The 25,321-nt window shown below is 63.5% G+C and carries 23 protein-coding genes; 17 read left to right on the top strand and 6 right to left on the bottom strand.

The annotated features are described in order from the left end of the window. Window positions 1-112: 112 nt before the first annotated feature. Together BLR66_RS02550 and BLR66_RS02545 are read right to left on the bottom strand one after the other, a co-directional pair. Window positions 113-1,873 (bottom strand): DUF885 domain-containing protein, encoded by a 1,761-nt coding sequence (locus BLR66_RS02550; RefSeq protein WP_093280060.1) that lies wholly within the window; start codon window positions 1,871-1,873, stop codon window positions 113-115. Between the two features lie 93 nt (window positions 1,874-1,966). Then, window positions 1,967-2,302 (bottom strand): HesB/IscA family protein, encoded by a 336-nt coding sequence (locus BLR66_RS02545; protein WP_093280059.1) that lies wholly within the window; start codon window positions 2,300-2,302, stop codon window positions 1,967-1,969. Between the two features lie 108 nt (window positions 2,303-2,410). Between BLR66_RS02545 and asnS the strand changes: the two genes are divergently transcribed. The 17 genes from asnS (at window position 2,411) to BLR66_RS02460 (ending at window position 17,509) form a co-directional block, all read left to right on the top strand. Beyond that, the gene (asnS, locus tag BLR66_RS02540) at window positions 2,411-3,811 is read left to right on the top strand and encodes an asparagine--tRNA ligase (RefSeq protein ID WP_093280058.1); all 1,401 of its coding nucleotides are present in this window, start codon (window positions 2,411-2,413) and stop codon (window positions 3,809-3,811) included. Window positions 3,812-3,985: 174 nt separating this feature from the next. Continuing rightward, window positions 3,986-4,291 carry a hypothetical protein gene (locus BLR66_RS02535; protein ID WP_093280057.1) on the top strand — a complete coding sequence of 102 codons (306 nt, stop codon included), beginning with the start codon at window positions 3,986-3,988 and terminating at the stop codon, window positions 4,289-4,291. Beyond that, window positions 4,288-4,596 (top strand): hypothetical protein, encoded by a 309-nt coding sequence (locus tag BLR66_RS02530; RefSeq protein ID WP_093280056.1) that lies wholly within the window; start codon window positions 4,288-4,290, stop codon window positions 4,594-4,596. Before BLR66_RS02535 ends, BLR66_RS02530 begins: the two co-directional genes overlap by 4 nt. 9 nt (window positions 4,597-4,605) lie before the next feature. Beyond that, entirely contained in the window at window positions 4,606-5,238 is a 633-nt protein-coding gene (locus BLR66_RS02525; protein ID WP_093280055.1) for an FMN-binding negative transcriptional regulator, read from the top strand. Window positions 5,239-5,245: 7 nt separating this feature from the next. Beyond that, a complete protein-coding gene (locus BLR66_RS02520; protein ID WP_093280054.1) occupies window positions 5,246-6,034 on the top strand; it encodes an SDR family oxidoreductase in 789 nt (262 codons plus the stop codon). Window positions 6,035-6,104: 70 nt separating this feature from the next. Then, window positions 6,105-7,535 (top strand): aldehyde dehydrogenase, encoded by a 1,431-nt coding sequence (locus BLR66_RS02515; protein ID WP_093280053.1) that lies wholly within the window; start codon window positions 6,105-6,107, stop codon window positions 7,533-7,535. 58 nt (window positions 7,536-7,593) lie between these two features. After that, window positions 7,594-8,259: a carbonate dehydratase gene (gene can, locus BLR66_RS02510; protein WP_093280052.1), complete on the top strand. Its 666-nt coding sequence runs from the start codon at window positions 7,594-7,596 to the stop codon at window positions 8,257-8,259. Next, window positions 8,252-8,677, top strand: a complete 426-nt coding sequence (locus BLR66_RS02505) for a RidA family protein (RefSeq protein WP_093280051.1) — start codon at window positions 8,252-8,254, stop codon at window positions 8,675-8,677. Before can ends, BLR66_RS02505 begins: the two co-directional genes overlap by 8 nt. Window positions 8,678-8,706: 29 nt before the next feature. Continuing rightward, complete coding sequence (locus BLR66_RS02500) at window positions 8,707-9,357, top strand: DUF6624 domain-containing protein (protein ID WP_093280050.1); 651 nt, start codon at window positions 8,707-8,709, stop codon at window positions 9,355-9,357. A 2-nt stretch (window positions 9,358-9,359) separates the two neighbouring features. After that, complete coding sequence (locus tag BLR66_RS02495; RefSeq protein WP_093280049.1) at window positions 9,360-9,905, top strand: 3-hydroxyanthranilate 3,4-dioxygenase; 546 nt, start codon at window positions 9,360-9,362, stop codon at window positions 9,903-9,905. A gap of 198 nt (window positions 9,906-10,103) precedes the next feature. Beyond that, a complete protein-coding gene (locus tag BLR66_RS02490) occupies window positions 10,104-10,553 on the top strand; it encodes a hypothetical protein (RefSeq protein ID WP_093280048.1) in 450 nt (149 codons plus the stop codon). Between the two features lie 225 nt (window positions 10,554-10,778). Beyond that, complete coding sequence (locus BLR66_RS02485; protein WP_093280047.1) at window positions 10,779-11,789, top strand: amidohydrolase family protein; 1,011 nt, start codon at window positions 10,779-10,781, stop codon at window positions 11,787-11,789. A 120-nt stretch (window positions 11,790-11,909) separates the two neighbouring features. Then, complete coding sequence (gene kynU / locus BLR66_RS02480; protein ID WP_093280046.1) at window positions 11,910-13,184, top strand: kynureninase; 1,275 nt, start codon at window positions 11,910-11,912, stop codon at window positions 13,182-13,184. 192 nt (window positions 13,185-13,376) lie between these two features. Beyond that, window positions 13,377-14,744, top strand: a complete 1,368-nt coding sequence (locus BLR66_RS02475) for an FAD-dependent oxidoreductase (protein WP_093284211.1) — start codon at window positions 13,377-13,379, stop codon at window positions 14,742-14,744. Next, the gene (sbcB, locus tag BLR66_RS02470) at window positions 14,744-16,186 is read left to right on the top strand and encodes an exodeoxyribonuclease I (RefSeq protein ID WP_093280045.1); all 1,443 of its coding nucleotides are present in this window, start codon (window positions 14,744-14,746) and stop codon (window positions 16,184-16,186) included. The genes BLR66_RS02475 and sbcB overlap by 1 nt, the downstream gene beginning before the upstream one ends. A 97-nt stretch (window positions 16,187-16,283) precedes the next feature. Then, entirely contained in the window at window positions 16,284-16,970 is a 687-nt protein-coding gene (locus tag BLR66_RS02465; protein WP_093280044.1) for a DUF2461 domain-containing protein, read from the top strand. 2 nt (window positions 16,971-16,972) lie between these two features. Next, window positions 16,973-17,509: a DUF2939 domain-containing protein gene (locus tag BLR66_RS02460; protein ID WP_093280043.1), complete on the top strand. Its 537-nt coding sequence runs from the start codon at window positions 16,973-16,975 to the stop codon at window positions 17,507-17,509. A 97-nt stretch (window positions 17,510-17,606) separates the two neighbouring features. On the opposite strand, the gene BLR66_RS02455 is transcribed toward BLR66_RS02460, so the two are convergent. The 4 genes from BLR66_RS02455 to BLR66_RS02440 form a co-directional block, all read right to left on the bottom strand. Continuing rightward, entirely contained in the window at window positions 17,607-18,515 is a 909-nt protein-coding gene (locus BLR66_RS02455; protein ID WP_093280042.1) for a 5'-nucleotidase, read from the bottom strand. Window positions 18,516-18,638: 123 nt separating this feature from the next. Next, window positions 18,639-19,142: a hypothetical protein gene (locus BLR66_RS02450; protein WP_093280041.1), complete on the bottom strand. Its 504-nt coding sequence runs from the start codon at window positions 19,140-19,142 to the stop codon at window positions 18,639-18,641. Window positions 19,143-19,242: 100 nt separating this feature from the next. Then, window positions 19,243-20,010 carry an NAD kinase gene (locus tag BLR66_RS02445; RefSeq protein WP_093280040.1) on the bottom strand — a complete coding sequence of 256 codons (768 nt, stop codon included), beginning with the start codon at window positions 20,008-20,010 and terminating at the stop codon, window positions 19,243-19,245. 110 nt (window positions 20,011-20,120) lie between these two features. Beyond that, on the bottom strand, window positions 20,121-25,052 hold the full coding sequence (locus tag BLR66_RS02440) for an NAD-glutamate dehydrogenase (RefSeq protein ID WP_343123918.1): 4,932 nt from the start codon (window positions 25,050-25,052) through the stop codon (window positions 20,121-20,123). Window positions 25,053-25,321: the final 269 nt, after the last annotated feature.

Raw genomic sequence — 25,321 nt, 5'->3', positions numbered from 1 at the left:
ACCGTCCCCAGAGTGGGAATGAAGGACGCGGTGGGGCAAGGATTCCCGCAGGACAAGCCCGCAGGAAGCCGGAAATTATGTCAGCTCAATGACTTAGCTGCAAGCGGAAAGGCTATTTGGCCGCCTTCTTGGCGCTTATCCAGGCGTCGATGTGCTTCTCCAGGGCCTCCAGCGGCACCGAGCCGGTCTCCAGCACGGCATCGTTGTACTCGCGCAGGTCGAACTTCGGCCCCAGCTCCCGCTGGGCGCGGGCCCTCAGCTCGGAGATCTTCATCTGCCCGATCTTGTAGGCCAGGGCCTGGCCGGGGGTGCCGATATAGCGGTCGATCTCGTTGACGATGTCCTGCTCGGTCTTGGCCGCGTTGTCCTTGAAATAGGCAATGGCCCGCTCCCGGCTCCAGCCCTTGGCGTGCATGCCGGTGTCCACCACCAGGCGCACTGCGCGCCACATTTCGTAGACCAGCTGGCCGAAATGGTCGTAAGGGTCGTCGTACAGGCCCATTTCGAAGCCCAACTGCTCGGCGTACAGGCCCCAGCCTTCCCCGTAGGCCACAAAATAGGCGGTCCGGCGGAACATCGGCGCGTCGGGAATCTCCAACCCCCGCGCGAACTGGAAATGATGACCCGGCACCGCTTCGTGCAGGGACAGCGGCACCATTTCCCAGGTCGGCCGCACCTCGGGCTTGTACAGGTTGACGTAGTAGTAGCCCGGACGGGTGCCGTCTGAGGCGCCCGGCTGGTAGTAGGCGGTGGTGGTGTCGGGGGCGATGTTGTCCGGGATCGGCCGCACGCCGTACGGCAGGCGCGGAATGGTCTTGAACACCTTCACCAGTTCCGGGTCGATGCGCTTGGACAGGGCCCGGTAGGCGGTCAGCAGCTCATCTGGCGTCTTGTGGAAGAACTTGGGGTCGCTGCGCAGATAGGCGAAGAACTCGGCCAGCGTGCCCTTGAAGCCGGTCTGCGTCTTCACCTTCTCCATCTCCGCGCGGATGCGCGCCACTTCCTTCAGGCCGATGGCGTGGATCTGGTCGGCGGTCAGTTCGGTGGTCGTGTAGTAGCGGGCCAGGAAGTCGTAATAGGCCTTGCCGTCCGGCAGGTCGGTCGCAGCGATCGACTCGCGGGTCTTGGGCAGGTATTCGTCGTTGAAGTAGGCCTGCAACTTGCGGTAGGCCGGAACGACGTCGCTGGCAATCACGCGCTTGGCTTCCGCCTGCAGCTTGTCGCGGTCGGCCTGAGCGATGGAATCCGGGAACTTGAGGAACGGCTTGTAGAACGCGCTCTTGGCCGGATCGTCCACCACTTGCCCCGCAATCTGTGCCGGCACACGCTGCATCAACACCCGCGGCGGCAGGTTGCCTGCCTTCACCCCTTCCTGCATCAGCGCCACGACCTGATCCAGGCTCTTGGGCAACGCCTGCAGGCGCTTCAGCCAATCCTGGTAGTCCTTGACGGTGGCGAATGGCAGCACCTCGGCGATCCCGTCAGCGGTTTGTGGTCCGCCCTGGTGGCTGATCGGTTGCTGGTATTCGTGGAATTTCTGCCGCTCGATGCTGCGCTGCAGATTCCATTCGAAGGTGTCGTAGTCCAGCTGGTCGGCCGCCGACAGGGCCTTGCGGTCTATCGCATGCAGTTTTTCCAACGCAGCACGATCTTCTTCTTGCCGGGCGGCGATGGCCGACAGGCTGAAGTCGGTCCAGCGGTCGTTGAAGCGGGGGTCGCCGTTGTAGCTGGCGTTCTCAGGGCTTTCGCGCAGGCCCCGCTCCCATTCGTCGGCGAAAAGCTTGTGGAGCGTGGGATTCTGGGCGGTGGTTTGGGCGTGCGCGGGTAGAACGGCAGCAAGCGTCAACGCTGCCAGCAACAGGGGACGGAACATGGACCACTCCGGATTCGGCGAACCGGGAGCTTAATACGGAGAGGTCAGGCCGGTGGGAGTGCCATTGGTCGCACTCGCTGCACTGCCGTGCCTTCAGGCCAGATCGGCTTCGGTGGTGAAGCTTTCGCCGCATCCGCATTCGGCGGTGGCGTTGGGGTTGCGGAACAGGAAGGTTTCGCTGAGGCCCTGCTTGCCGAAGTCGATCTCGGTGCCGTCGACCAGGGACAGGCTATCGGCATCGACGAAGATCTTCACGCCTTCCTGTTCGAACACGGTGTCGTCCTGGCGCTGGTCGCGGGCCAGGTCGGCCACATGGCCCCAGCCGGAGCAACCGGTGCGGGTAACGCCGAAACGCAGACCCAGGGCGCCCGTCTCGGCAACGAAACGCTGCACGCGCTGGAATGCGACCGGGGTAAGGGTAATGGCCATCGGATCTCCTGCTTACGGCGATTATAGACCTGCGGACGGGGCTTTCCCGGCGCTGCTCCGGTAAACTCCGCGTTCCATTAATGGTTGCGTTCCCGAAGGATTCAAGTCATGACGGTGGTAAGCGTCGAACATGCGCTGGCGGGCAAGATCCCGGCCGGCGGCGAAGTCACGGTACGCGGTTGGGTGCGCACACGGCGCGATTCCAAGGCCGGCCTGTCCTTCGTCAACGTCAGCGACGGCTCCTGCTTCGCGCCGATCCAGGTCGTCGTGCCCAGCGCGCTGGGCAACTACGAATCCGAAGTGAAACACCTCACCGCCGGCTGTGCGGTGATCGCCACCGGCACGCTGGTCGCTTCTCAAGGCCAGGGCCAGAGTTACGAAATCCAGGCTTCGACGATGGAAGTGGTCGGCTGGGTGGAGGATCCGGAAACCTACCCGATCCAGCCCAAGGCGCACTCGCTGGAATTCCTGCGCGAAGTCGCCCACCTGCGCCCGCGCACCAACCTGTTCGGCGCGGTGACGCGCATCCGCAACTGCCTGGCCCAGGCGGTGCACCGCTTCTTCCACCAGAACGGCTACTACTGGATCAGCACGCCCATCGTCACCACCTCCGACGCCGAGGGCGCCGGACAGATGTTCCGCGTATCCACGCTGGACCTGGCCAACCTGCCGCGCACCGACAAGGGCGAGGTGGATTTCAGCCGCGATTTCTTCGGCAAGGAAACCTTCCTCACCGTGTCCGGCCAGCTCAACGTCGAGGCGTACTGCCTGGCGCTGAGCAAGGTCTACACCTTCGGCCCCACCTTCCGCGCCGAGAACAGCAACACCACCCGCCACTTGGCCGAGTTCTGGATGATCGAGCCGGAGATCGCCTTCGCCGACCTGGCCGAGGACGCGCGCGTGGCCGAGGCTTTCCTCAAATACCTGTTCCGCGCGGTGCTGGACGAGCGCGGCGACGACCTGGCCTTCCTGGCCGAGCGCGTGGACAAGAACGCGATCAGCAAGCTGGAGGATTTCATCAACGCGCCGTTCGAACGCATCGAATACACCTATGCGATCAAGCTGCTGCAGGAATCCAAGCAGAAGTTCGATTTCCCGGTGGAATGGGGTCTGGACCTGCAGACCGAGCACGAGCGCTGGCTGACCGAGCAGCACGTGGGCCGGCCGGTAGTGGTGACCAACTACCCCGAGCATATCAAGGCGTTCTACATGCGCCTAAACGACGACGGCAAGACCGTGGCCGCGATGGACGTGCTGGCCCCTGGCATCGGCGAAATCATCGGCGGCAGCCAGCGCGAAGAACGCCTGGACGTGCTGGATGCGCGCATGGCGCAGTTCGGGCTGGATGCTGCGCACTACGGCTGGTACCGCGATTTCCGCCGCTACGGCACGGTACCGCACGCCGGCTTCGGCCTGGGCTTCGAGCGGCTGGTGGTCTATGTCTGCGGGCTGTCGAACATCCGCGATTCGATCCCCTACCCTCGCGCGCCGGGGAATGCGGAGTTTTGATGCTTTCTTTCCTAGCGAAAAATACAGTCGTCATCCCAGCGAAAGCTGGGATCCATTTTGACTTTGACTTTGCTTTCACTTTGCCGCGCCTCCGGGAGGCTGCCGCGAAGATCAAGATGGATCCCAGCTTTCGCTGGGATGACGATGTTTAAAAGTTACGAGGTTTGATTCTCAGTGATCCTGTTCTTCGCCCTGTTGTTCTTAGCCACCGCCATCGCCGGTTTCTGCGCGTTCGTGATTTTCTGGCCGCTGACTCTGGTGCACGTGCGCGACCGCCATGAAGCCATTGCTGCGGAATTCGGTGCGGGTGCCTTTCTCAAGCCGGTCGCATTGGGTTGGCTGTTGAGCGGGCGCTATCGCGACACTCACGACCGCTCGCTGACTGGTTTGGCGACGCCGGCGAAGATTTCGCTGCTGGTAATCTTCGGCGGAGTGGCTTGCGCAGGAGCGCTTTGGCTTTTGTCCCTGGTGATGACATGAACGAGACGACGGAATATCAGTGGTACGTAGCGTCCCTCGGTCGCACCCTCGTGTGGGCGCGGTTGCGCGTGCGCGACGCAGGTACCGCGGAAGTCTTCGACAGCGACGGCAACACCCTGACCTACGATAGCGACGACACCGCCCGCGCCGCGCTGTTCGACGCCGAATTCGTGGCCTTCGACGGCCTGGACGAAGACGATGCGCTGGCCAGGGGCTTCTCGCTGGACGAAGTCTCTCCTCCGCGCGCCGAGAACGACGCGGCATTGCGCCATCTGATGGTGCAGTCGCTGGGCGCGCGGGCCTGATCGGCTTCGATGTACACGCCCCGGGCCTTCGCTGAAACCGACCTGCTGGAACTCGACCGGCTGCTGGCGCGCGATCCGTTCGTCACCTTGATCAGCAACGCGGAAGGCGTACCGTTCGCCAGCCACCTGCCGGTGCTGTATTCGCGCGACGGCGGGCAAGTGACTCTCGAAGGCCACTGGGCCAAAGCCAACCCGCAAGCCTTGCACTCCGGCCGCGCTCTGATGATCGTGCAGGGCCCGCACGCCTACATCTCCCCGAGCTGGTACACCGACAAGGAAGAAGCGGCGCGGGTGCCGACCTGGAACTATGCCGTAGCGCATCTGACTGGCCGGTTGGAGGCTTCCGAAGAAGAAGGTTTCCTTGCCAGCATCATCGACCGCTTGAGTGTCCGCCACGAGGCGGCCGTCGGCAGCGATTGGCGTTATGAACACGACAATCCGCGGCTCCGCAGCCAGCTGCGTGGCATCGTGGGGTTCCGTTTCGTGCCCGAACGGATCGAACTGAAATTCAAGCTCAGCCAGAATCATCCTGCGGCCAATGTGCTGGGCGCGGCGGATGGATTGGCTATGCTGGAGGACCCGCAATCGCATGAGATCGCGGCACTGATGAGAGAGCGGCTGGCACACCGCGCACCCGACTGAGGAACGCATGGACCTGAATCTCGACGGAAAACATGCACTGGTCTGCGGAGCGTCGGCAGGTATCGGCCGTGCGGCCGCGCTGGAACTCGCGCTGCTCGGTGCGGACGTCACCCTGCTCGCGCGCCGAGCCGAGACGCTCGAAGCGGTGGCGTCCTCCCTGCCCCACAAGGCCGAAGGCCAGCGACACGATTGGGTAGCCATCGACATCTCCGAACACAATGCGCTTACCGCGCGCGTACAAGCGCTCGTCGCCGGCAATCCGGTGCATATCCTGGTCAACAACACTGGCGGTCCGCCCGGTGGGCGCGCCATCGATGCGGAGGCCGGCGCTTATCTGGATGCCTTCAACAGGCATCTGCTTGCCAACCAGGCGCTGGTGCGGGCGGTGCTGCCGGGCATGCAGAGCGCGCAATGGGGCCGCATCGTCAACGTGATTTCCACCTCCGTGAAGGAGCCCATCGTCAACCTCGGCGTGTCCAACAGCATCCGCGGCGCGGTGGCGAGCTGGGCCAAGACCCTGTCGCGTGAGCTCGCCCACGACGGGATCACGGTGAACAACGTACTGCCGGGCTACACCCGCACGCAGAGGCTGGAGCAGATTCTGGACGACCGCTCGGCTTCCAGCGGCAAGTCGCGCGATACGATCGCCGCCACCATGCTGTCGACCGTGCCGGTGGGCCGTTTTGCCGAAGCCAGCGAGATCGCCGCAGCCATCGCCTTCCTTGCCAGTCCTGCCGCCGCCTACATCAATGGAGTCAGTCTGGCGGTGGATGGCGGGCGAATGCAGTCCATCTAAGTAGGTCGGGGCTACGCCCCCGACGCCCTCCATGCTAATCCTCCTACGCCCGTGCGGTTAAGCTTGGCATATGCAGAAACTGCACCACTGGATCGACGGCCAGGCCCAGCAGCCCCGAAGCGGGGGTTGGCTGGACGTATTCGACCCCAATACCGCGCAAGCCCATGCCCAAGTGGCGCGCGGCGACGCCAGCGATGTCGAGGCCGCGATGGCTGCCGCGGCACGCGCCTTTCCTTCATGGTCCGCGCTACGCAACAGCGAGCGTGCGGCGTGGCTTGAAAAGCTGGCATCTGCGCTCGAATCGCGTACGGAGCAGTTCGCCCGCGCCGAATCGCTGGACGGCGGCAAGCCGCTGGCTTTGGCGCGCGACGCGGAAATCCCCCGCGCCGTCTCCAACCTGCGTTTCTTCGCCCATGCCGCGACCCAGTTCGCCAGCGAATCGCATCATGGCGAGGCAGGCCTGAATTACACGCTGCGCCCGCCCTTGGGAGTGGTGGCGACGATTTCGCCGTGGAACCTGCCGCTATATCTGTTCACCTGGAAAATCGCCCCTGCCCTGGCGGCCGGCAATACCGTTGTCGCCAAGCCTTCCGAAGTGACGCCGCTGACGGCAACGATGCTGGCCGAATTGGCGGCCGAGATCGGGTTTCCCAAAGGCGTGCTCAACATCGTTCACGGTTTGGGACCGGAGGTCGGCGAACCATTGGTGACCCACACCCAGGTGCGCGCGGTTTCGTTTACCGGCAGCACCGCCGTCGGCAAACGCATTGCGGCGCTGACTACGACTTCGCTGAAGAAGCTGTCGCTGGAACTGGGCGGCAAGAACCCTACCCTGGTCTTCGCCGACAGCGATTGGCGCCGGCAGCTGGATACGCTGGTCCGCTCCGCTTTCCAGAATTCCGGGCAGATCTGCCTGTGCGGCTCGCGCCTGCTGATCGAGCGTTCGATCTACGGTGAATTCCGCGATGCGTTCGTCGAACGGGTACGCGGCTTGCGGGTCGGCGATCCGACCAACGAAGGAACCAACCTGGGCCCGCTCGTTTCCCAAGCCCACTTCGACAAGGTCATGGCCTGCCTGCAGCGTGCCCGCGACGAGGGCGGCACGTTCCTGTGCGGTGGCCGCAGCATCGGGCGCGCCGGCTGGTTCGTCGAACCAACCGTGATCGAAGGGTTGGGACCGGATTGCGCCAGCAACCGCGAGGAAATCTTCGGCCCGGTGGTCACGCTGCAGCCATTCGATACGGACGAAGAAGCCCTGGCCCTGGCCAACGCCAGCGACTACGGCCTGTCCGCGTCGCTATGGACCCGCGACCTGGATCGCGCGCACCGGCTGTCCGCGCAGCTGCGCGCAGGCATCGTGTGGGTCAACACCTGGCTGATGCGCGACTTGCGCACGCCGTTCGGCGGCGTGGGCTCTTCCGGTCTGGGCCGCGAAGGCGGGGCCGAAGCGATGCGCTTCTTCACCGAAGCGAAGAATGTCTGCCTGGCTCTGCTGCCTTAGTCTGCTGCCTTAGTCTGCTGCCTTTAGTCTGCTGCCTTTAATCTAAGATAATGGACGTATGAGCGACCTCGACGAACTACTGCGCAACAACCGGGAATGGGCCGAACGGATCAAGCAGGAAGATCCCGGCTTCTTCAAACGCCTGTCACAACAACAATCTCCGCGTTACCTGTGGATCGGCTGCTCGGACTCGCGCGTGCCGGCCAACCAGATCCTGGGGCTGGACCCCGGCGAGGTCTTCGTACACCGCAACATCGCCAATCTGGTGGTGCACACCGACCTGAACTGCCTTAGCGCGATCCAGTTCGCGGTGGACCTGCTCAAGGTCGAACACATCCTCATCGTCGGCCATTACGGTTGCAGCGGCGTGCACGCCAGCCTGACCAATCGCCGCGTCGGCCTGGCCGACAACTGGCTGCGCCACGTGGGCGATGTGGCACAGAAACATGCCGCGCTATTGGAGCAGGTGGAAACCGATTCGCTGCGTCATGCCCGTCTGTGCGAGCTCAACGTGATCGAACAGGTCAGCAACGTGTGCCAGACCACCATGCTGCAGGACGCCTGGGCGCGCGGGCAGAAGGTCTCGGTGCACGGCTGGGTCTACAGCCTGTTCGACGGACGTGTGCGCCAGCTCGGCATCGACGTGGACAACGCCGAGCAACTCGCCTCCGCCTACCAGAATGCCATTGCCGCGGTGAAGCCACAGGGCGACCGGCATGAGTGAAGTCGTGCGCACGGATTCGGCTCCGGCTCCGGTGGGCAGCTATCCGCATGCGCGCCGCGTGGGCAACCTGCTTTTCCTTTCCGGTATCGGTCCTCGCGATGCGGCCAGCAATGAAATCGCCGGCAACGAATATTTCGCCGATGGCCGCGTGCGCAAATACGACATCGAGGCCCAGGCGCGCGCTGTTTTCGCCAACGTGCGCGCGGTGCTGGAAGCCAGCGGCACCGGCTGGGAGGATCTGATCGACGTGACCGTCTACCTCACCGACATGGCCCACGATTTCAAGGCCTACAACCGGGTCTGGGCCGAATATTTCCCCGACGCGGCCACGGCGCCTTGCAGAACCACATTGGGCATAACAGCCCTGCCTACGCCGATCGCGATCGAATTGAAATGCGTAGCTGCGCTAAGGGCCTGACCACTATGCCTCGGTTCGGAATTTGTCTGTTGCTGGCTTTCGCCAGCTCACAGACATGTTTTGCCTCTGATACCTCGCCAGTTCCGCAGCCCCCTTCCGACAATGCGGCGCTGCAAAAGATATTCAACGCGGATCAGGCAGACAGACTCGGCGATGCCTTTCGCAAAGAACCAGAAGCTGTTCTGGCACGCGATGGACAGAGGCGCGATGCCGCACTGAAGATGGTGAAGGACGGAGCGCTGCGTACGGCCCGCGACTATTTCTCCGCCGCCATGGTATTTCAGCATTCGTCCGAGGATATCGGCCTTGCGCATTCGCTCGCGACAATAGCCAGTTATCTGGACCCGCAGAACAAACAGTACCGCTGGCTCATAGCCGCCTCCTGGGATCGCATGTTGATGCAACACGTGCAGCCGCAATGGTACGGAACGCAATACCAGGGCGATGATCAGGGCACCTTCCTTTTCCCGGTTGCCGAGGGCGCGGTCACCGACGCCGAACGGGCTGCCATGGGCGTGCCCTCGCTGGATGAATCGCATGCACGGCTTGCCGAGATGGCGGCCATGGTCGGGGAAAAGCCCCACCCCAAACCACCTACCATCGAAGACCTGCAAAAGAACGGCCGCCTTAACTTCGGCAAGACCGCGCCGCCCGCCAGCCCAGGCAAGACGGAGAAGTAGCCATGCTGCCCAACCCCCTCAACCTGCAAGCCTGGATCGAGGAACACCGCCACCTGCTCAAGCCGCCGGTCGGCAACAAGGTGATCTATGCCGGTGACTTCATCGTGATGGTCGTAGGCGGGCCGAACTCGCGCACCGACTACCACTGGGACGAAGGTCCTGAGTGGTTCTATCAGTTGGAGGGCGAGATGGTGCTGCGCATCCAGGAACATACCGATGACGGCGGGGGCGCGGTTCGCGACATTCCCATCAAGGCCGGCGAAATCTTCCTGCTGCCGCCGCGCGTGCCGCACTCGCCCCAGCGCATGCCCGATTCCATCGGTCTGGTGATCGAACGCAAGCGCCTGGCCCACGAGGACGACGGTCTGCTGTGGTTCTGCGAGCAATGCAACCACAAGGTCTACGAGGAATACTTCCATCTGCACGACATCGAGAAGGACTTCCCGCCGGTGTTCGACCGCTTCTATTCCTCAGTCGAACACAGGACCTGCAAGCACTGCGGACACCTGAACCCCGCGCCAGCCCGCTACGTGATGCCCGACACCTGAGCGGATGCAAGGCGGGCACCGCCCGCCGCTCCACCGTGCATCATCGCCAAAACCCGAATCCGGCCGATTCACTGCGATTCCCCAATCGCTCCCGTAAATCCTTGGCGCACCAACCGATGGAAGCTGGAGAAAGGCCAATCGCGTACTTGGCCCAAAAAACCATGCTTCACTGGATTCCGTGGCGGCACAATGTCCTCAATGAACTCGACACTCCGAAAACTCGAAGCACTCGCCACCGAAAGAAAGTTCGCCCCGCTGCCCGACGCAAGCACGCCCGAGGTCGATGCCGTGTGCGAAGCTCTGGGCGCGGGCAAGATGCGCGCGGTGGCCCGTACACCGGGGAACGACCTGTACTCGCACCTGATCGAGTGCGAATTCAACAGGGAGCTGCGCGCCCGTTTTCTCATACGGTTCGACCTGCGCGTTTTCGTCGTCCTGCCCTATGTCATGAACGGGCGCCTCTGGGAACTGGCGACCGGGCACGCGAAGCTGCAGGCACTGTGCGCGCCCCTGGTAAGCAGGCTGCTGGAGCGAAAATTCGAGCAGATCACCTTCGCCGAGGCCATGGGGCCCCTTGCGAAAGACGCCATGCTTGAGCAGGGGTTCATCGATAACACCGTGCTCGGGTACTTTTTCGAAAGCCTCTGAAGAAAGCCCGCGCCGCCCAGCCGCCTATCTGAAATGGAAACAAAGTCTGTACTCCGGCCACAGTTTGCCCAGCAGTCCGATATTGGATGACACCAGAGTCGGCGGCAGGTCTGCGACGGGCAATGCCCGCCCTGCAAACCTGACCCTGACGTAAGAATTCTGCTCGATTGGCCGTCTTCGGCGACCAAGCCAGGCAAGCCCCGCCCCGCCCGGCTAAACTGGGCCATGCTCAAGATCGACACCCACGCCCACTACCTGCCGCACACCTGGCCGGACCTGGCCAAGAAGTACAACGACGAGCGCTTTCCCGTGATACACCATGGCGATGACGGGCGCGCACGCATCTATAAGGACGGGAAGTTCTTCCGCGAAATCTGGCCAAAGACCTGGGACCCGCAGGTGCGTATCGACGACTACGCCCGGTTCGGCGTGCAGGTGCAGGTGCTCAGCACCGTGCCGGTCATGTTCAGCTACTGGGCCAAGCCCAACCAGGCGTTGGAACTGCATCAGGCGCTCAACGACCACACGGCCGAGGCATGCCGGCAGTATCCCCGCCACTACGCCGGCATCGGCACGGTACCCATGCAGTCTCCGCGGCTGGCGGTGCAGGAGCTGGAGCGCTGCATGGACCAGTTGGGGCTGCAGGGCGTGCAGATCGGCAGCCATATCGGCGAACTAAATCTGGATGCGCCCGAGCTTTTCGAATTCTTCCAGGCCGCGGCGGAGCTGGAAGCGGCGGTGCTGGTGCACCCGTGGGACATGATGGGCGCCGAAACCATGCCCAAATACTGGCTGCCCTGGCTGGTCGGCATGCCGGCCGAACAATCGCGCGCGGCCTGCTGCCTGATCTTCGGCGGGGTGCTGGAGCGGCTGCCGAAACTGAAGATCTGCCTGGCCCATGGCGGCGGCAGTTTCCCCTACACCATCGGCCGCATCGAGCACGGCTTCAACATGCGCCCGGATCTGGTGGCCACCGACAACCCCGGCAATCCGCGCGATTACATCAAACAGCTCTACTTCGATTCCTGGGTGGCCGATCCCCGCGCCTTGCAATACCTGCTGGACACGGTAGGCACCGACCGTGTGATGCTGGGCACCGACTATCCATTTCCGTTAGGCGAGCAGGAACCGGGCGCAGGAATTGCCGCGCTGAATCTGGACCCGGCCGGCCAGGCGCGTCTGTACCACGGCACCGCGCTGGAATGGTTGGGCCTGTCGGCCTCGAGATTCCAATGACCCTATCCCCCCGTAGGAGCGACGTAAGTCGCGATGGATTTTTGCTGGTGAAACCTGATCGCGACTTACGTCGCTCCTATGGCGCTCCTACGGCGCCTCATTCTTTTCATTGAAAGGCTTATGACCGACTCGCTTTCACGTACCCACGCCATGGCGCTGGACGCCGCCGATCCTCTGCGCCCGCTGCGCAGCGAATTCCTGATTCCCAAGCACAAGCACAACGAGCAGATCTATTTCTGCGGCAACTCTCTGGGCCTGCAGCCGCGCGGCGCGCGCGCGCACGTGCTGCAAGTGCTGGACAAATGGAGCCATGAGGCGGTCGAGGGCCATTTCACCGGTCAGGCGCAGTGGATGACCTATCACGAACAGGTACGCGAACCGCTGGCACGCGTGGTCGGCGCCCAACCTTCGGAAGTGGTGGCGATGAATTCGCTGACCGCCAACCTGCACCTGATGATGGTCAGCTTCTACCGACCGACCAGCGAGCGGGCCGCCATCATCATCGAAGCGGGAGCCTTTCCTTCCGATCGGCATGCGGTCGAATCGCAGATCCGTTTTCACGGTTTCGATCCGGCAACCCACCTGATAGAAGTCGAGCCCGACCAGGCCGACGGCACCTTGTCGATGGAGGCCATAGAAAGCGCGATAGGCGAACACGGGGCGCGCACTGCGTTGGTGTTGTGGCCGGGCATCCAGTACCGCACCGGACAGGCTTTCGAACTCAAGAAGATAGCGCGCCTCGCCCATGCGCAAGGCGCGGTGGCGGGTTTCGATCTGGCCCATGCCGTCGGCAACGTGCCGGTGGATCTGCACGACAGCCAGGCCGATTTCGCGGTGTGGTGCCACTACAAATACATGAACGCAGGGCCGGGAGCGGTGGCCGGCTGTTTCGTGCACGAGCGCCATGCGCGCACCGACCGCCCCCGCTTCGCCGGCTGGTGGGGCCATGAAAAGGAAACGCGTTTCCAGATGGGCCCGCAGTTCGTGCCGACCCCCGGAGCCGACGGCTGGCAGCTCAGCAATCCGCCCATCCTTGCATTGGCGCCGTTGCTGGCTTCGCTGGAAGTGTTCGACAAGGCCGGCGGCATGACGGCGATCCGCACGAAGTCGGAAAAGATCACCGGCTTCCTTGAGGCGCTGATTCGTGCCCGTGTTCCGGAGACCTTGGAGATCGTCACTCCTTCCGACCCGGCCCGTCGCGGCAGCCAGCTTTCGCTGCGCGTCGCCGGTGGGCGCGAACGTGGACGCGAGCTGTTCGAATACCTCTCTTCCGTCGGCACCATCGGCGACTGGCGGGAACCGGACGTGATCCGCATCTCGCCCGCCCCGCTCTACAACAAGTTCATGGATGTTTACCGGTTCGTGGAAGAAGTGGAGTCATGGAGAGGCGTTTGAAAAGTACTGTTGGATCGTCATTCCCGCGAAGGCGGGAACCCAGCGACTTGGCTTCTTCTACGCCCGGTAGAGAATCCATCTAGCGCCCGAGTCGTCAAAAAGCGGCGGCCGCTGAAGAGCCGAAGTCGCTGGGTTCCCGTCTTCGCGGGAATGACGGGTAGAAAATTCGCGAATGACCAAAAGGTGGATGCATTGACTGATACGACTGCCAGATCCATCACCCTCATCGGCGCGGGTCTTGCTGGCGCATTGCTGGCCATTCTTCTGGCGCGCCGCGGCTGGCAGGTGGATGTCTACGAGAAGCGCGGCGATCCGCGCGTGAAAGGCTACCAGGGTGGCCGCTCCATCAATCTGGCCCTGGCCGAACGCGGGCGCAATGCGCTGCGCCAGGCCGACGCCGACGACGAAGTGATGAAGCAAGCGGTGATGATGCGCGGCCGCATGGTGCACTTCCTGGATGGCCGCCAACAATTGCAGCGCTATGGACGCGACGATTCGGAGGTGATCTGGTCTATCCATCGCGGCGACCTCAATATCGTCCTGCTCGATCTTGCCGAACAGGCCGGGGCGCGCCTGCATTTCGACCGCAAGCTCGAAAGCGTCGATTTCAATGCGCGCTCGGCACGCTTCGTCGATGAGCGCGATGGTTCGGAAAGCGAGACGGAGTTCGAGGCATTGGTGGGCGCCGATGGTGCAGGCTCATCGCTGCGCGCTGCGATGATGAAGCAGTCCGATCTGGGCGAGAACACGGAGTTTCTGGATCATTCCTACAAGGAGCTCGAAATCCCGCCGGATGCGAACGGCGGGTTCAAGATCGAACCCAATGCGCTGCATATCTGGCCGCGCGGCCACTATATGTGCATCGCCCTGCCCAACGACGAGAAGACCTTCACCGTCACCTTGTTCCTGCCCAACCAGGGCGACCCCAGTTTCGCGACGCTGCGCACCGGGGCCGAAGCCAGGGCGTTGTTCGAGCGCGATTTCGCCGACGCCGTACCGTTGATCCCACGACTGGAGCAGGACTGGGAGCGCAATCCGCCCGGCCTGCTGGCCACGCTGTACCTGGACCGCTGGCATATCGACAGCCGCGCGGTGCTGCTCGGCGATGCCGCACACGCCATGGTGCCCTTCCACGGCCAGGGCATGAACTGCGCTTTCGAGGATTGCGTGGTATTGGCGCGCAAACTGGAGCAGCATGCGGACCTTGCCGATGCCTTCGCTGCTTTCGAGGCCGAACGCAAACCCAACGCCTCGGCCATCCAGCAGATGGCGCTCGAGAACTATCTGGAGATGCGGGACCGCGTGGACGACCCTGATTTCCTGCTGCAGCGGGAACTGGAACGCGTGTTGCAGGAGCGTCACCCCGGGCGCTTCGTGCCGCATTACACCATGGTCACTTTCATGTTGATTCCGTACGCAACCGCACTGCACCGCAGCGAAATACAGCGCGAGATCCTCACCACCGCCACGCGCGGGCTGGATTCGCTGGATGCGATCGATTGGAAAGCCGTGGATGCCGAGGTAACGGCGCGCCTGGACGTACTGGTGGATGCCGCCTGATGGCCGCGAGTTTTCTGTTCTACGACCTGGAAACCTTCGGCCGCGATCCGCGCCGCACCCGCATCGCGCAGTTCGCCGCGGTGCGCACCGACAGCGATCTCAATGTCGTCGAAGAGCCGATCAGCTTTTTCGTCAAACCCGCCGACGACCTGCTGCCCTCGCCCACCGCCACTCTGATCACCGGCATCTCCCCTCAGCATGCATTGCGCGAAGGCGTGGACGAAGCGGAAGCCTTCGCCCGCATCGCCGAGGAAATGTCGCGGCCGGAGACCTGTACGCTGGGCTGGAACTCGTTGCGCTTCGACGACGAGTTCGTGCGTTACGGGTTGTTCCGAAATTTCTACGACCCGTACGAACGCGAATGGCGCGGCGGAAATAGCCGTTGGGACATGCTGGACATGATGCGGCTCGCGCATGCGCTGCGTCCCGAGGGAATCGTCTGGCCCGAACGCGAGGATGGAGCCACCTCGTTCAAGCTGGAGCACCTGGCGGCGGCCAATGGCGTTCGCGAGGGCGATGCCCATGAGGCTTTGTCCGACGTAAACGCCACGATAGGCATGGCGCGTAAATTCCGCGATGCCCAGCCGCGCCTGTGGGACTACGCGTTGAAACTTCGCGACAAGCGTTTCGCCGCCACGTTGCTGGATACCGTGGCGCTGAGCCCGGCTCTGCATATCTCCCAACGCTACCCCGCAAGCCGAATGTGCGCGGCTCCCGTGCTGCCGCTGGCCCGCCATCCGCGATTCGATAACCGCATCATCGTGTTCGATCTCGATGGCGATCCGGAAGCCTTATTGCAGCTGGATGCAGCAGATATAGCGGACCGGTTGTACACGCCCGCAGCGGACCTTCCGCCTGGCGAGATGCGCGTTCCGCTGAAGGAAGTGCACCTGAACCGTTCGCCCGCACTGGTCGCATGGTCGCACCTGCGCGAGGAAGATTTCGCCCGCCTGCGTATCGACAGGCTTGCCGCGGAAGCCGTGGCCGACCGACTGCGTCCTTTCGCGGCGCAACTCGCCGAGAAGATGCGGCAGGTTTTCGGCAGCGAGCGCGCTCACGACAAGCCAGATGCCGATGCCGCTCTCTACGACGGCTTCATCGCCGATGGCGACAAACGCAGGATGGCCGAAGTGCGCGCCACGCCACCAGAACACCTGGACAAGCGCGAATTCGGCTTCAGCGATCCGCGCCTGCCGGAACTGCTGTTCCGTTACCGTGCGCGGAATTGGCCCGGCACCTTGACGCAACCCGAACAGGAGCGCTGGAACCATTACCGCCGACAACGGCTATGCGTGGACAGTGGAATGTCGGAAGTAACGTTCGAATCCTATTACCAGGAGATCGATACCCTGCGTCTGCAGTATGCGGCAGACGGCGCCAAGCAGATCCTGCTGGACCAGCTAACGGCATGGGGCGGCGAACTGGAACACCAGCTATCGTAGGAGCGACGCAAGTTGCGAAGGATTTCCTATGGAAGATTGTCCTTCGCGACTTACATCGCTCCTACGCGATTACATGCAACCCGTTTATGGCCTTTCTATGACCACTTATTTCTCCGATGCCAGCTTCAAGTTCCTGCGCGCCCTGGCTAAGCACAACGACAAGGCCTGGTTTGCCGCCAACAAACAGAAGTACGAAGACCACGTCCGCCAGCCGTTCCTGCGCCTGTTGGTCGATCTGCAGCCGGACCTGGCCCAGGTCAGCCCGCATTTCCGCTCCGACCCCAAGACCGTGGGCGGTTCGCTGTTCCGCATCTATCGCGATGCGCGTTTCTCCAACGACAAGTCCCCCTACAAATCCTGGCAAGGCGCACGCCTGTACCACGAACGGCGCAAGCAGGTGCCTGCGCCTTCTTTCTACGTGCACCTGCAGCCCGGAGAGTGCTTCGTCGGAGCGGGCCTATGGCACCCGGAGCCCGACACCCAGCGCCGCATCCGCCAGTTCATCCACGACAATCCGGGAAGCTGGAAGGCGGCCGCGCATGCGCCCAAATTCCGCAAACGCTTCGAATTCGAAGAAAGCGAAATGCTGACCCGGCCGCCGCGCGGATTCCCGGCCGATTTCGAATTCATCGAGGACCTGAAACACAAGAACTTCGTGTTCTGGCGCTCGCTGGACAACGAAACCATGACCGGGCCCAAACTGCGGCAGACGCTGGCGACGGACCTTGCCGCCCTGGCGCCGTTCGTGGACTATCTGTGCGCGGCCCTGGATCTGGAGTTCTGAGCATGAAGAAGTGGATCGCCCTGGTTGTGGCCGTGCTGATCGCCTTGGGTGGCTATGTCGCCGCCGGGCCTTACCTTGCCATCAACGGCATTCGCACGGCATTGGCCGAACAGGACACCGGAAAGCTGGAGCGGCACGTCGACTTCCCCGCGTTGCGCGTCAGCATCAAGGCGCAGATGGAAGACGCGCTGGCGCGACGTGCCGGCAGCGACCTGGGTTCCAATATCTTTGGCGCCGTTGCGTTGTCGATCGCCAGCAATGTAATGGGCACCGGCGTGGACACCATGGTGACGCCGCTGGGTATCGGCGCCCTGCTGCAGGGCCGCAGCATGTGGAAAAAGTCCATCGGGGAAACCGTGGATGGCGACACCTACGGCAAACCCGTGCCCGCCGATCCCCTGAAAACGGCAACGCATAAATACGAGTCGCTGTCGCGCTTCACCGCCACGGTGCAGGACGAGGACGGCGACCCGGTGGTCTTCGTGTTCAAGCGCAAAGGACTGACCTGGAAGCTGGCCGACATCCGCCTGCCGTTGTAGGAGCTGCGTAAGCTGCGACCGTAAACACGCAATCTCCGGGATTCGCATTGACACGGAATTTTCATAGTCGCAGCTTACGCAGCTCCTACAACAAGGGTCAAGGATTCGCCACGCCGTGCGGCACATGGCCGGTGGCCACATGCAGACGTGCGCTGTCGATGTTGTGCTGCGAATCGTCGAAGAAGATGTCGGCGCCGAAAGCTTCCAGAAACGGACCTTTGTGCCTGCCACCAAGGAATAGCGCTTCGTCCAGGCGTACACCCCACTCGCGCAAGGTGCGGATCACGCGCTCGTGCGCCGGGGCCGAGCGCGCGGTGACCAGTGCTGTGCGGATCGGCGCGTCCTTGCCGGGCGGGAAAGCAGCCTGCAGGTCGTGCAATGCGGATAGGAAGCTTTTGAACGGGCCGCCCGACAGAGGTTCCTTGGCGCGGTCGCGCTCGTGCCGGCCGAAAGCTTCCACGCCCTGCTCCCGCGATACGCGTTCGCTTTCGTCGCCGAAGATCACCGCGTCGCCGTCGAAGGCGATGCGCAGTTGATCGGAACGTTGCTGCAGGGCCTTGGCCGGCAGGATGGTCGCTGCGGCGATGCCGTGTTCCAGCGAACGCCGCACGGACTCCGGATTGGCGGAGAGGAACAGGTCGGCGCCGAACGGCTTGGCGTACGGCCAGGTAGGCTCGCCCGAGGTGAAAGTGGCGCGGACGATACCCAGTTTGTGGTGCTGGATGGAATTGAAGATGCGCAGCCCGGTATCGGCGGAGTTGCGCGAAAGCAGGATCACCTCGACCCTGGGCGTATCGGCAGGCGCGCCCTCGTTGAGCGCCAGCAACTTCCGCACCACCGAGTAAGCCATGCCGGGCGCCAGCACGTCGTCCTCGTGCGTGCGCTGGAAATCGCTATAGGCCTCGACCCCTTCGCTTTCGAAAAGAGCGTGGCTTTCTTCAAGGTCGAAGAGCGCGCGGGAGGTGACCGCGACCGTCAGCAGGCGGGGAGTGTTATCGGAAGACATGCGCCATTATCCCGCACCCCGGTCGCATGCAACGAGATCCGTAGGTCGGGGCTACGCCCCCGACGCACGGATGGTTCCGGTTTCCGTATGTCGGGGCGTAGCCCCGACCTACATTTCTTGGCCTTAGCTTGAGCCCCCAGGAGCCGCCCGCACCACGATCCGGGTCGCCGGACCGCGGCGGTTGTCGCGGGTGACCGCCCGCACGTCGACCTGCAGGTCGATGGTTTTCTGCTGGGCCGGCGCGCCTTCCTGCCACATGAACAGGAAATCGCTGTTGCGTCCCTCGACTGGGGCCTGTATCGGCCCCTCCGGAAAGATCGCATAGGGCGGCTTGTCCGAAACCACTTTGAACTCGAACCCCATGTCGCGCAGCTTGTGCTTCCCGCGAGGCCATTCCAGCGTCACCGAAAGCAAGCCTGTGTCGTCGCAGGACGCATGCTTGGGCCCGATGCCGCGAACTATTTCCTTTACCGCCACCACGGGCGCAGGAATCTCGCCATCGACCGTTTCGGCAGACCCATTGCCCGCGTCCAACGCGAACGGCGTCAGCCTGTTGGTCATCCCGCACGCATATACATGCGGTGCGGCCAATAGCGCGCACAGCATGACCGTCCACTTGCCCTTCATAGGAGACCCCTCCCCCAATCGGATGTGTCTGTACTTCGGCCGCCCCACTTCGCGGCCACCGGAAGCATACCTCTTTCCGGTCGAACCGAGTCAAGCGGGCTCAGACCACGAACTGCTCGCTCAGGATGCGCTCTTCCAGATTGTGTTCCGGATCGAACAGCAGCGTCACCGTGCGCTCGCGGGATTCGCGGATGGTGACTTCCACCACGTCGCGCACTTCGTGCGAATCGGCGGTGACGCTGACCGGACGTTTGTAGGGATCCAGCACGCGGAAGCGCACTTCGGTGTCGGCCTTGAGGATCGCGCCACGCCAGCGGCGCGGGCGGTACGGCGCGATAGGAGTCAGGGCGATGGTGTGCGAACCCAACGGCAGGATCGGGCCGTGCGCGGAAAAGTTGTAGGCGGTGCTTCCGGCCGGAGAAGCCACCAGCACCCCATCGCAGACCAGTTCATCGACTCGCGTCTGTCCATTGAGGTCGATGCTCAGATGCGCCGCTTGCCGGGTCTGGCGCAACAACGAAACCTCGTTGTAGGCCAGCGAACCGATGCTGGCGCCGGACTCGGTGAGCGCCAGCATTTCCAGCGGGCGCAGTTTGGCAGGCTCGGCCGCGGCGATGCGGTCGAGAAGACCGTCGTCGCGGTAGTGGTTCATCAGGAAGCCGACCGTACCCAGCTTCATGCCGAATACCGGTTTGCCCAGTCCGCCATGGCGATGCAGGGTCTGCAGCATGAACCCGTCCCCGCCCAGCGCGCAGAGCACATCGGCCTCTTCGGGTTCGCAGGCGCCATGAAGCGCGGTCATTTGCGTCAGCGCCTGTTGTGCTTCTTCGGCAGGACTGGCGAGAAAGGCGATGCGGGGCGTAGTCATGGCGGCAGCATAACCGGTCTCCCGATCAATGTAGGAGCGGGCCCTGCCCGCGACGCTTTTGTCGTGCGAAACGAAAAGCGTCGCGGGCAGGGCCCGCTCCTACAGGCTCGTCAGTGCTTGATGGACAGTTGCGATAGACGCTGGACCGCGACGGAGGCCGTCGGATAGTCGAGCGTCTTCTGCGCCGCCAGTTCGTTGAGCATCGCCAGAGTGAAGCGCAAGAGAGCGTCGTCGCGTCCGATCCAGTTCTGGACCTTGGCATCGGCATTGGCGCCCGGCATCGACAGCACCTGGTCGGTAAGCAGGCGCTGCTGCAGAGCGAGTTCGTCGCGCAATACGCCGCGTGCCACCGCGTGCCAGCGGCCGTCGACCTGCAGTGCATCGATCTGGTCGAACAGCCAGGGCAAGTGCAGCGCCTCGCCCAGGCGGTAATGCACCTTGGACACTTCCGCCGGCTTGAGCTTGCGCGCGCGCGCCAGTTCGATGATGTCGCTGGACGGCTCAAGGTATGGCAACGCCGCCAGTTGGCCGGCGAGCGCGGGCGGCAAACCCTTCTCCTTCCAATCCTGCAGACTGGCCTCGTAGGCAGGACGCAGGGAAGCGGGCAACACACCGTCGGCCGCGCGGATCTCGTTGTAACCGTCGTGGTAGCGCGCCACTGCCGTGGCGATATCGGGAATGGCGCCCGGGCGGCTCAGCAGCCAGCGCGTGAACGAACGCTGCAGCGACCAGATCACCTGCAGGGCGTCGATCTGCACCGGTTCAGGCACCTTGCCGTCCAATGCATCGATCTGGGTCCACAGCGCGCGGGCGTCCAGGGTTTCGCGAGTGATGGTGAACGCTTTGGCCACTTCGGCCGGACTGCGCCCGGTGTCTTCCTGCATGCGCAGCAGGAAGGTCGCGCCCATGCGGTTGATGGTGGAATTGGTCACCGCGGTGGCGATGATTTCGCGCTTGAGGCGGTGCTTCTCCATTTCGTTGGCGTATTTCTTCTGCAACGGCTCGGGGAAGTAGCGCTGCAGTTCCTTGGACAGGTAAGCGTCTTCGGGAATGTCCGAATCCAACAACTGCTGGTAAACCACCAGCTTGGAATAGGACAGCAGCACCGCCAGTTCCGGACGGGTCAGCCCCTGTCCACGCGCCTTGCGCTCTGCCAGCTCCGCATCGGACGGCAGGAACTCGATCTGCCGGTCCAGCAGGCCCTGCGATTCCAGGGTCTGGATGAAGTGCTGCTTGGAACCCAGGCGCGACACGCTCATCCGCTCCATCAGGCTGATGGCTTGGTTCTGGCGGTAGTTGTCGAACAGCACCAGGTCGGCCACCTCATCGGTCATCGACGCCAGCAGCTTGTTGCGCGCCTCAAAGGTCAGCTTCTTGGACTGGACCACGCCGTTGAGCAGGATCTTGATGTTGACCTCGTGATCGGAGGTGTCCACGCCGGCGGAGTTGTCGATGAAGTCGGTGTTGAGCAGCACGCCGTGTTGCGCGGCCTCGATGCGGCCGAGCTGGGTCAGGCCCAGGTTGCCGCCCTCGCCCACCACCTTGCAGCGCAGGTCGCTGCCGTTGACCCGCAGCGCGTTGTTGGCGCGGTCGCCGGCATCGGTGTGCTGTTCGCTGCTGGCCTTGACGTAAACGCCGATACCGCCGTTCCACAGCAGATCCACCGGCGACTTCAGGATAGCGCTCATCAGTTCGTTCGGCGACAGCGACTTCACGTCCTCGGCCAGGCCCAGCGAAGCGCGGACTTCAGGGCTGACGGCGATAGCCTTCAACGTGCGCGGATAGACGCCGCCGCCCTTGGAGATGAGGTTGACGTCGTAATCGGCCCAGCTGGAACGCGGCACCTGGAACATGCGCTGGCGCTCTTTGAACGAACGCGCCGCATCGGGATTCGGGTCCAGGAAGATGTGGCGATGGTCGAACGCCGCGACCAGGCGGATATGTTCGGACAGCAGCATGCCGTTGCCGAACACGTCGCCGGACATGTCGCCGATGCCGGCGCAGGTGAAATCCTCGGTCTGCGAATTGCGGCCCATGGCGCGGAAGTGGCGCATGACCGATTCCCAGGCACCCTTGGCGGTGATGCCCATGCCCTTGTGGTCGTAGCCGACCGAGCCGCCGGAAGCGAACGCGTCGCCCATCCAGAAACCATGCGCGATGGCCAGGCCGTTGGCGATGTCGGAGAAGGTCGCCGTGCCCTTGTCCGCGGCGACGACCAGGTACGGATCGTCGTTGTCGTGGCGGACCACGTCCGGCGGCGGCACGATCTTGTTGCCGACTATGTTGTCGGTGATGTCCAGCAAGCTCTGGATGAACATCTTGTAGCAGGCGATACCCTCGGCCAGCACCGCGTCACGGTCGCCGCCGACCGGCGACTGCTTGACGAAGAAGCCGCCCTTGGCGCCGACCGGCACGATCACCGTGTTCTTCACCATCTGCGCCTTGACCAGGCCCAGCACCTCGGTACGGAAATCCTCGCGCCGGTCGGACCAGCGCAGACCGCCGCGCGCCACCGGACCGAAACGCAGGTGCACGCCTTCCACGCGCGGACCGTAGACGAAGATTTCGCGGTACGGACGCGGCTTGGGCAGGTCCGGCACCTGCGCCGAATCCAGCTTGAAGCTGATCGTTTGCGCGGGCAGACCATCGGCGCCCTTCTGGTAGTAGTTGGTACGCAGAGTGGCCTCGATCACGCCCATGAAGCTGCGCAGGATGCGGTCTTCGTCCAGGCTGGAGACGCGGTCCATCAGCTTGAGCAGGGTCTTGTGGGTGGCTTCGACCTGGTGCTCGCGGCCTTCGCCGCGCGTTTCGATCACGTACTGCAGCGACTTGAGTGTGGCCTCGTCCCCGCCGGCCAAGGCGCGCAACTGCTGTGCGAAACGCTCCTGGCCCTGCTTGATCTCGGCCTTGCTCTCCTTGCCCGTGCAGGGATCGAAGCGCGCTTCGAACAGCTCCACCAGCAACCGGGCCAGCAACGGATAGCGGTTCAGCGTTTCTTCCACGTAGCTTTGCGAGAACGGCACGCCGGTCTGCATCAGGTATTTGCAATAGCCGCGCAGCAGCGCGACCTGGCGCCATTCCATGCTGGCGCCCAGCACCAGGCGGTTGAAACCGTCGTTCTCGGCGTCGCCGCGCCAGATGCGCGCGAACGCGTCCTCGAAAGCGGCGTTGCGGGCTTCCACGTCGATCTCGCCGAAGGTGGACTCGACTTCGAATTCCTGGATGTAGACCGGGCTGTTGTCCACTTCCAGCCGGAACGGATGTTCGGAGATCACGCGCAGGCCCATGTTCTCCATCAACGGCAGGGCGTCGGAGAGCGGCAGGTCGCTGTTGCGGCGGTAAAGGTTGAGCCGCAGTCTGCCCTCGCCTTCGCGCTGGCGGCGCGACAGGTGCAGGCTCAAGCGCAGGTCGTCGGGCCCGTTGAGCGCGGCGAGCTGTTCTACGTCGTTGGCGGCGATATCGGGAGACACGGTTTCGATATAGCCGGCGGGCAAGGCGCGTGCATAGCTGCCCGAGAGCTTCAGGCCGTCGGATTCGCCATGGCGCGCGATCAGGATTTCGCGCAGATCGTCCTGCCAGTTGCGCAGCAGGTGCGCCAGACGGGCTTCGAGTTCGGCGGTGTCGACATCGACCTGCTCGCCTGCGCGGGGACGCACCACCAGATGCAGCTGCGCCAGCGGCGATTCGCCCAGCTGTACGTTGGTGTCCACGTATTCGCCGTGCAGGGCCTCCTTCAACAAAGCCTCGATACGCAGGCGCACGTCGGTATTGAAGCGTTCGCGCGGGATGTAGACCAGCGCCGAGAAGAACCGGCCGTAACGGTCGCGGCGCAGGAACAGCTTGCTGCGCACGCGTTCCTGCAAGCCCAAAATACCCAGGCTGGTGCGGCTGAGTTCGTCTTCGTTGGACTGGAACAGCTCCTCGCGCGGCAGCGTTTCCAGGATATGACGCAAGGCTTTACCGCTGTGGCTGCTGGGCGACAGGCCGGATTGGCGCATGACGTGTTCGTGGCGCTCGCGCACCAGCGGAATTTCCCAGGGGCGGCGGTTGTAGGCGCTGGAGGTGTACAGACCGATGAAGCGCTGCTCGGCCACCGGGTTGCCCTTGGCGTCGAATTCCAGCACGCCGATGTAATCCATGTTGCCGGGACGGTGCACGCTGGAACGGGCGTTGGTCTTGGTCAGGATCAGCGTATCCACCGAACCGGATTGCGGCATGTAATGGGCGGCCAGCGACTTCACGTTGCGCGCGGTCGATTGGCCCTTGCCGCGCAGCAGGCCCAGGCCGCCCCCGGTCGCTTCCAGAATGCGTTCGCCGTCCTTGCGTTCGATGCGGTATTCGCGATAGCCGAAGAAGGTGAAGTGGTCGTCTGCGGCCCAGCGCAGGAATTCCTGCGCTTCGCGACGGCCGGCATCGTTCACCGGCATGCGGCGCGTGGCCAGTTCTTCGGCCAGCGCCAGCATTTTGTCGCGCATCGCGCTCCAGTCCTGCACGATGGAGCGCACTTCTCCCAGCACCTTGCGCACACGGGCTTCGATCACCGGCATCTGCTCGGCGGGCTGGCGGTCGATCTCCAGCAGCATCAGCGATTCGGGTTTGCCCTCGCCCACTGCGGTCAGCTTGCCGGCCTTGTCGCGGGTGAAGCGTAGCAACGGGTGCCCCAGCACATGCACGCCGATACCGGCCTCGGCCAGGGCCATGCTCACCGAATCGACCAGGAACGGCATATCGTCGTTGACGATCTGCAGCACCGTATGCGGCGACTCCCAACCGTTGGCTTTCAGGGTGGCGTTGAACACGCGCACGTTGGTGGTGCCCGGCTTGCGCACGCGTGCGAAATCCAGCATGTCGCAGGCCAACGCGGCCCAGGCTTCGGGCGTGTGGTGCGGATATTCGTCGTCTTCCATCCGCTTGTAGAAGGTTTCGGCGAAAGCCTTGGCTTCGGCCTGGCGCGCCGCGGGCAGGCGCTTGCGGATGGCAGTGAAAATGGGTTCGAGCGAGAAGCCCGGGGCGGGCTTGGCGGGCGCCGTATCGGCTGCCATGGCCTTGGTCGCTTTGGCGGTCTTGGCCGCGGGGGCCTGGGTGCCGCTGGTCTTGGAATCTGGCTTCGAGGAAGGTTTAGCGTTCTTCTTGGGCGCGGTTTTTTTCGGTTTGCGAACAGCGTTCATGCAGGCCGTGGCTCTGTGTTTGTAGGCAGTCGTTCATTGTAGCCTCGCGAGCGATGACAGCCTTGTTGCGCGGCCGCAAATATCGGGGTGTCTTCATCGAGGAATCAGCGGTCTGCTGGTAAGCCGATGGTGGTCGATCCGGG

Origin of the sequence: Pseudoxanthomonas sp. CF125 (assembly GCF_900104085.1) — a bacterium.
Classification (GTDB): Bacteria; Pseudomonadota; Gammaproteobacteria; order Xanthomonadales; family Xanthomonadaceae; genus Pseudoxanthomonas_A.
Note: the sequence above shows the minus strand (reverse complement) of the source record. Positions and strands in the feature narration are given on the sequence as shown.

Excerpts from the sequence above, each read along its gene's own strand:
- BLR66_RS02550 (WP_093280060.1), bottom strand. The coding sequence starts at position 1,873 with ATGTTCCGTCCCCTGTTGCTGGCAGCGTTGACGCTTGCTGCCGTTCTA.
- BLR66_RS02545 (WP_093280059.1), bottom strand. The coding sequence starts at position 2,302 with ATGGCCATTACCCTTACCCCGGTCGCATTCCAGCGCGTGCAGCGTTTC.
- asnS (WP_093280058.1), top strand. The coding sequence starts at position 2,411 with ATGACGGTGGTAAGCGTCGAACATGCGCTGGCGGGCAAGATCCCGGCC.
- BLR66_RS02530 (WP_093280056.1), top strand. The coding sequence starts at position 4,288 with ATGAACGAGACGACGGAATATCAGTGGTACGTAGCGTCCCTCGGTCGC.
- BLR66_RS02525 (WP_093280055.1), top strand. The coding sequence starts at position 4,606 with ATGTACACGCCCCGGGCCTTCGCTGAAACCGACCTGCTGGAACTCGAC.
- BLR66_RS02520 (WP_093280054.1), top strand. The coding sequence starts at position 5,246 with ATGGACCTGAATCTCGACGGAAAACATGCACTGGTCTGCGGAGCGTCG.
- BLR66_RS02515 (WP_093280053.1), top strand. The coding sequence starts at position 6,105 with ATGCAGAAACTGCACCACTGGATCGACGGCCAGGCCCAGCAGCCCCGA.
- can (WP_093280052.1), top strand. The coding sequence starts at position 7,594 with ATGAGCGACCTCGACGAACTACTGCGCAACAACCGGGAATGGGCCGAA.
- BLR66_RS02505 (WP_093280051.1), top strand. The coding sequence starts at position 8,252 with ATGAGTGAAGTCGTGCGCACGGATTCGGCTCCGGCTCCGGTGGGCAGC.
- BLR66_RS02495 (WP_093280049.1), top strand. The coding sequence starts at position 9,360 with ATGCTGCCCAACCCCCTCAACCTGCAAGCCTGGATCGAGGAACACCGC.
- BLR66_RS02490 (WP_093280048.1), top strand. The coding sequence starts at position 10,104 with ATGAACTCGACACTCCGAAAACTCGAAGCACTCGCCACCGAAAGAAAG.
- BLR66_RS02485 (WP_093280047.1), top strand. The coding sequence starts at position 10,779 with ATGCTCAAGATCGACACCCACGCCCACTACCTGCCGCACACCTGGCCG.
- kynU (WP_093280046.1), top strand. The coding sequence starts at position 11,910 with ATGACCGACTCGCTTTCACGTACCCACGCCATGGCGCTGGACGCCGCC.
- sbcB (WP_093280045.1), top strand. The coding sequence starts at position 14,744 with ATGGCCGCGAGTTTTCTGTTCTACGACCTGGAAACCTTCGGCCGCGAT.
- BLR66_RS02465 (WP_093280044.1), top strand. The coding sequence starts at position 16,284 with ATGACCACTTATTTCTCCGATGCCAGCTTCAAGTTCCTGCGCGCCCTG.
- BLR66_RS02460 (WP_093280043.1), top strand. The coding sequence starts at position 16,973 with ATGAAGAAGTGGATCGCCCTGGTTGTGGCCGTGCTGATCGCCTTGGGT.
- BLR66_RS02455 (WP_093280042.1), bottom strand. The coding sequence starts at position 18,515 with ATGTCTTCCGATAACACTCCCCGCCTGCTGACGGTCGCGGTCACCTCC.
- BLR66_RS02450 (WP_093280041.1), bottom strand. The coding sequence starts at position 19,142 with ATGAAGGGCAAGTGGACGGTCATGCTGTGCGCGCTATTGGCCGCACCG.
- BLR66_RS02445 (WP_093280040.1), bottom strand. The coding sequence starts at position 20,010 with ATGACTACGCCCCGCATCGCCTTTCTCGCCAGTCCTGCCGAAGAAGCA.
- BLR66_RS02440 (WP_343123918.1), bottom strand. The coding sequence starts at position 25,052 with ATGGCAGCCGATACGGCGCCCGCCAAGCCCGCCCCGGGCTTCTCGCTC.